This window comes from Actinoplanes sp. NPDC048791 (assembly GCF_040650095.1).
In the GTDB taxonomy this organism is placed as follows: Bacteria; Actinomycetota; Actinomycetes; order Mycobacteriales; family Micromonosporaceae; genus Actinoplanes.
The window spans coordinates 1-6,042 of the sequence record NZ_JBEZGQ010000508.1; the positions used below are offsets into that span (position 1 = coordinate 1).

The 6,042-nt window shown below is 71.7% G+C and carries 4 protein-coding genes; 3 read left to right on the forward strand and 1 reads right to left on the reverse strand.

The annotated features are described in order from the left end of the window. The 3 genes from AB0C29_RS29425 to AB0C29_RS29435 form a co-directional block, all read left to right on the forward strand. Positions 1–522, forward strand: a 522-nt coding sequence (locus AB0C29_RS29425) for an SDR family oxidoreductase (protein ID WP_360826728.1), incomplete at its 5' end; no start/stop codon positions are given. 56 nt (positions 523–578) lie between these two features. Continuing rightward, positions 579–1,058 carry a hypothetical protein gene (locus tag AB0C29_RS29430; RefSeq protein ID WP_360826730.1) on the forward strand — a complete coding sequence of 160 codons (480 nt, stop codon included), beginning with the start codon at positions 579–581 and terminating at the stop codon, positions 1,056–1,058. A gap of 78 nt (positions 1,059–1,136) precedes the next feature. Next, entirely contained in the window at positions 1,137–2,090 is a 954-nt protein-coding gene (locus AB0C29_RS29435; protein WP_360826733.1) for a hypothetical protein, read from the forward strand. Positions 2,091–2,092: 2 nt separating this feature from the next. On the opposite strand, the gene AB0C29_RS29440 is transcribed toward AB0C29_RS29435, so the two are convergent. Then, a partial coding sequence (locus AB0C29_RS29440) for a family 43 glycosylhydrolase (protein WP_360826736.1) occupies positions 2,093–6,042 on the reverse strand: 3,950 nt, incomplete at its 5' end.

The window sequence follows — 6,042 nt, forward strand, 5'->3', positions numbered from 1 at the left end:
GCCGTCGACCGGGCCGCCGCCGAGCTCGGCCGCCTCGACATCCTGGTCAACAATGCCGGCGCCTTCCTGCTCGGGCCGGTGGAGCAGCTCGACCTGGCGGACTTCGAGCAGAGCATCGCGGTCAACGTCCGGGCGCCGTTCGTGGCCGCGCAGGCGGCGCTGCGGCACCTGACCGGCGGCGGGCGAATCATCTCCATCGGCAGCAACGTGGCCGAGCGGGCTGTCTTCCCCGGCTTCACCCTGTACGCGCTGAGCAAGACCGCGCTGACCGGCCTGACCAAGGCCCTGGCCCGGGAGGTGGGCCCGCGGGCGATCACCGTCAACCTGGTCAACCCGGGCCCGACGGACACGGACCTGAACCCGGCCGACGGCCCGAATGCGGACGCGATCAACGCCCTGACGGCGCTGGGTCACTACGCGGAACCGGCGGACGTGGCCGCGGCCGTGGCGTTCCTGGCCGGCCCGGACGGACGCTACGTCACGGGCGCGACGATCAACGTGGACGGTGGCTTCACCGTCTGAGCGCGGCCTTGACAGCACGGCGCGGCCCGGGAAAGGTCGCGTCGTGCTGTCGGGGGTTGGTCATCGCCTGCGCCACGGCCGCCGAGGCCGCCGCGATCGGCGCCGGCATCTCCGACTACTGCTACCGGGCCAGTGATGCGCGCACCTACGTGCTGCGCAGCCACGGTGTCGAGGGCTACGTCGTCTGTCCGGCGGTCGGGTGGCGCGAGGGCGTGCTGCCCCGCATGCAGCAGAGTCTGTTCCATCAGTTCTCGCCGCACGACACCGCTTGGCCGAGGGGGCCGCTGGGTGGGGTCGACGGCGGCCTGAGTGTCGCGTCGCCCGCCGAGGTAGCCCAAGCGGTCGTCGACGGCCTTCCCGACGGTGCCCGGCGCTACAACTACCGGACCGTCTATGTCCTCTGCGTCAAGGGTGACAGCGACGAACGGCGCCCGGTCGGAGTGTTCCTCAACGAGGAGGACGGCGCCGAGGCGGCTCGCCTGGCCCAGGCGACCGGTCCGGGCTACCGGCTCCTGGCGGTGCCCGTGGTCCTCTGACGCCGGGCGGCGATCCGGGCGCACAGCGATGGTGATCAATGGCTACGCATCGTAGCCTCTCGATACCATCCTGTGACCGTGGAGGACGCCATGCACGTTCCCCTTATTGTCGCGTTGCTGCTGGCCGGACCGGTGACCCCGGCCCCGGCAGCCGCGTTCGTGCTGCCGACACTGGCCGTCGGTGCCACCACCTCCAGCGCCGACACCGTCGGCAGTGGCAACACCTGCGCCGGATTCCTCGACGAGCGTGCGCATCTCGGGCCGCAGCTCACCGTCCGTCGGGTCTTCACCTCGGCCGCCGCCCTGCCGCCCGCGGACGCGCTCAGCTGTCAGCAGACCTTCGGCGCGACGCTCTGGTACTCGTTCAAGACGACCTGCACGCCGGTCGCCGTCGCCGCCGGCACCTGTGACGGCGAGATCCAGGCGATCGCCGCGGCCATGCCGGCGGGCAGCTACCTGACGTACTACCACGAGCCGGAGGACGACATGACCGGCGTGCAGTTCGTGGCCGCGTTCACCCGGGTCTACCAGCAGAGCAAGGCAGTCAACGCGGCCGTCAACGTGGTGCCGGTGCACATGGCGTACCAGTGGCGGTCGGGCTCGGCGTTCGTGACCAACAACGGCACCGGCGGGGACCGGGAGGTGCGGGACTGGGTCGTGCCGGTCGCCTACGCCGACGCGTACGGGATCGATCTGTACTGGCAGGCCAGCACCCGCGGCAGCGAGCCGGACGACCCGGTCAGCGTCGGCAGCGACCCGCGGATGCTGCGCTGGTACGGCGCATTCGGCACCCTCGGCCGCCCCCTGACGCTCACCGAGTGGGGCATCGACGACGACCAGGGCGTCCGCGCCTCGCGGGGACCGGCGATCCGCGCCTCCCGCACCTGGCTGGCGTCGCACGGGTTCCAGGTCGTCTGTTACTGGCAGCATGACAATTGGTATCTGGGCACGTCGGTGGTGCCCGCCGGTGGTTACGCCGACCCGGACGGCGTCGCCGCGTACCAGGAGCTGGTGGCCGCGGCGACGCCGTGAGGTCAGCGGATCCGCACCTGCACGGTCCGCACCGGGCTGGTGTTGCCGGCCCGGTCGGTGGCCCGGTACGACACCCGGTGCGTGCCCTTGCCGCGGACCTTGACCGGCGACTTGTAGGTCTGCCAGGACCCACGGTCCACCCGGTACGAGATCCGCTCCACCCCGGAGCCGCCGTCCTTGGCGCTCAGCGTGACCGTGACCGGTGACCGGCCGACCCGCACCGCCGCGCTGACCGCCGGCGCCTGGGGGTCGCGCCGCACGGTGAGCGTGCCCGGCGCCGACACGTTGCCGAAGTGGTCGGTCGCCCGGTAGGTCACGGTGGTCACGCCGGCCGGCAGCGGCACCGGTCCGGTGTAGGTCTGCCACTTGCCGCCGGCGGTCCGGTATTCGCGGGAGGCGATGCCGGACGGGTCGGTGGCGGTGACGACCAGGGCCACCGGGCCGGTGAACCAGCCGTGCCGGCCGGTCGGCTGCCGCGGGTCGGTCAGCCCGGTGACCGCAGGGGCGGTCACGTCCGGCTGCAGCGGCACGGTGACCCGCTGCGCGGTCTCCTGGTTGCCGGCCCGGTCGGTGGCCTGGAACGCGAGGCGGTGCACGCCGGTGAGGGTGAACGGCTTCGCGTACGGCTGCCACGCGCCGTCGTCGACGCGGTAGCTGACCGAGGCCACGCCCGAGGCGGTGTCCTGGGCGCTCAGCGTCACCGTCGAGACGTTCTTGACGGTCTTCACCGCGACGGCGGACATCGGCGGTTCCGGGTCGACCCGTACCGGCAGTTCGGCGACCGGGCCGAGGATCAGGTTCGCGCCCCGGGCCCGGTGGCGCACGGTGTACGAGCCGGCCGGCAGCGGCACCGGTTCGGTGTACGCGGCCCAGGCTCCGTCGCCCAGCGCGTACTCGATCGTGCTGTTGCCCGCGCCGCCGCTGAGGGTGAGGGTGGCGCCGGCGCCGTACCAGCCGTCGGTCCCGGGCCGGGAGATCGACGCCTGCGGGGGCACCCCGGTGTAGGTGAGCGGGTCGACGCTCTCCAGGGTCGGGATGACCGGGGTGATGGCTCCGGTGGCGTCGAAGTACAACCGGTCGATGGTGGTCTCGCGGTGGAAGCCGTCGCCGCCGGTGAGCGCGAAGCGGTGGTACGCGATGTACCAGTCGTCGGTGCCGGGCACCTGGATGATCGAGCTGTGCCCGGTGGCGAGGATGCCCTGCGCCGGGTCCTTGGCCAGGATCACGCCGCGGGCGGTGAACGGCCCGTACGGCGAGCTGCCGGTGGCGTAGGCGACCCGGTAGTTCTCGCTGCCGGTGTCGTCGACGGAGTAGCTCAGGTAGTAGGTCCCGTTCCGCTCGTTCATGAACAGGCCCTCGCGGAAGTCGGTGAGCCCGCCGATGGTCTGCCGCTTGGCGACGTCGATCGAGGTCATGTCCGCGTTCAGCGGCGCGACGTAGGCCTTGCCGTTGCCCCAGTACAGGTAGCTCTGCCCGGTGGTGTCGGTGAACACGGCCGGGTCGATCTGCTGGGCGCCGGCGTAGTCGTCGCGGTCGATCAGTGGCGCGCCGGAGTCGGTGAACGGGCCGAGGGGCGAGTCGGCGGTGGCCACCCCGATGTTGCCCGCGGCGCAGTAGTAGAAGTAGTACTTGCCGTTGGCCGACGCCATCGCCGGGGCCCAGGCGTTGGTGTGCGCCCAGGACACGTCGGCCAGGTCCAGGATCGTGCCGTGCTCGGTCCAGGTGGCCAGGTCGGTCGAGGACCACGCCTTGAACGTGGTGCTCCCCCAGCCCGCGATGCCGTCGGTGGTCGCGTAGATGTAGTAGGTGTCGCCGAAGCGGACGATGTTCGGGTCGGCGTTGAAACCGGGCAGCACCGGCGAGCGCAGCACCCGGGTGGTGACCGTGTAGGAGCGGGTCGCGCCGGCGGCGCTGGTGACGGTGATGCGCCGTGCGGTGGACCAGTCGCCGGCTCCCGCGCCGGTGACCGTGGAGGTGCTCGCCACGGTGAAGACCGGGTTGAGGTTACGGCGGTCGGTGCCGGGGCGGACCGGCAGCACGATGGTGCCGGCCTCGCTGTCGATCAGGGCCGGGGCCTTGAGGCTGTCCAGCGTCACCGCGGAGACCGTGGTGGCATTGCCGCCGAGCTGGGCGACCTCGGCGGAGGTCAGGGCGCGGTTGTAGATGCTGACGTCGCGCATCCGGCCCTTGAAGTACTTGTCCGCGGCGTACACCGAGCGGCCGAGGTAGTTGGCCTTGGTGACGCCGTTGCCGATCGAGCCGGGGGTCACGGTGACCGCGGTGTTGCGGGCGACCTGGCGGCCGTCGAGGTAGAGCGTCGCGGTGCCGTCGCCGACGGTGTAGGTCAGCGTCCGCCACGAGCCGCGGCTCAGGGCGCTGCCGGTCGCCGCGCCCTGTTCGGTGGTCCAGTTGCCGGAGGCGATGGCCGCGCGGTAGTTGTCGCCGGTGCTGAACACGTACCCGTTGCCGGCGCCGCCGCTGTCGGTGTTGCCCATCCCCCACAGGAAGTAGGGCTTGGGTTGGGCCGGGTCGATCCAGACGTCGGTGGAGACGGTCATGGCCCGCATCCCCGCCATGGCGTTGTCCGGCAGCTTCACGTAACCGTCGGTGCCGCCGAAGGTCAGGCTGCCGTCGCTCCAGCTCGTGCCGCCGGCGACCGTGGCGTTGTTGCCGTTGCCGGAGGAGTCGATGACCGTGGTGCCGGTGCTCTGGTCCAGGGCGTAGTGGGCGACCAGCCCGTCGGCGGTGGCGGGCAGCGGATCGGGGGTGCCGGAGAGCCGGTCGAGTTCGGCCTGGGTGACCGGCAGGACCGTGCCGTGGCGCGGGCTCTTCGGCAGGGCGTAACTCGCCGGCACCTTCCAGGCCGGGGCGTCGAGGTTGTCGGTGCCGAGCGGGATGTAGCCGCGGCCGCCGTACTCGTCGACGAAGAGGTAGTAGTCCGAGCCGGAGTCGTCGCCGGGGTTGGCCTTGAAGGCGGTCGGGCCTTCCACGGCGGAGGTGCCGGCGGCCTTGCCGATGCAGGAGGCCACGATCCGCCACGCCGGGTTCTTCGGGTCGTACGCCGGGTCGGCCACGTCGTCGACCGCGGTCAGCGAGTCAGCCCGCTCCTGGATGATGTCGCTGCAGCCGGTGACCGCACCCTCGTCCTTGGTGAAGCGGTGGTACTTGCCGCCGTCCTTGATCACCGTGCTGTCGATCCGGGACGAGCCGCGGTCCTGCCAGATCTTCGGCGTGCTGAACGTGACGAAGTCGCGGGTGGTGGCGTAGAGCATCCGGTTGTAGGCGTCGCCGGTGTGCCCGGGGTCGGACTCGGCGTACAGCTTGGACGCCCAGAAGACGACGTACTGGCCCAGGGTCTCGTCCCAGAACGCCTCGGGGGCCCAGGTGTTGCCGGCGGTCGGCGGTGAGACCAGCACGTGCCGCTGCTGCCCCCAGTGCACCAGGTCGGTGGACTCCCACACCTCGAGGTAGCGGCTGCCGCGGCGCTGCGAGTCGTCCCAGGAGGTACCGCTGCCGATGGACAGGTCGGTGGCGATCAGGAAGAACTTGTCACCCTCGGGCGAGCGGATCAGGAACGGGTCGCGCAGGCCCTTGGTGCCCAGCGTGGAGGTGAGCACCGGCTGGCCGCCGTTGAGCTCGGTCCAGCGCAGGGCGTTGTTGCCCTGACTGGCGGCGAAGGAGATCTTCTCGCCGGCGATGCTGTTGCCGGTGAAATAGGCGAAGGCGTAGCCCTTCAGCGGTGCGGGCGCCGGCAGAGCGGGCACCGTGGCGGTCAGCGACTTCGTGGCGCTGACCGAACCGAGGCTGACGGTGGCGGTGAGGGCGACCCGCCGGGCCGGGCTGCCGGCCGCGGGCCGGTGCACGACACCGGTGGCGCTGACGGTCGCGGGGTCCGCGCTGGACCACGCGACGGTGGAGCCGTGCAGGCCGGTGGCCGGCGGGGTCAGGTTGC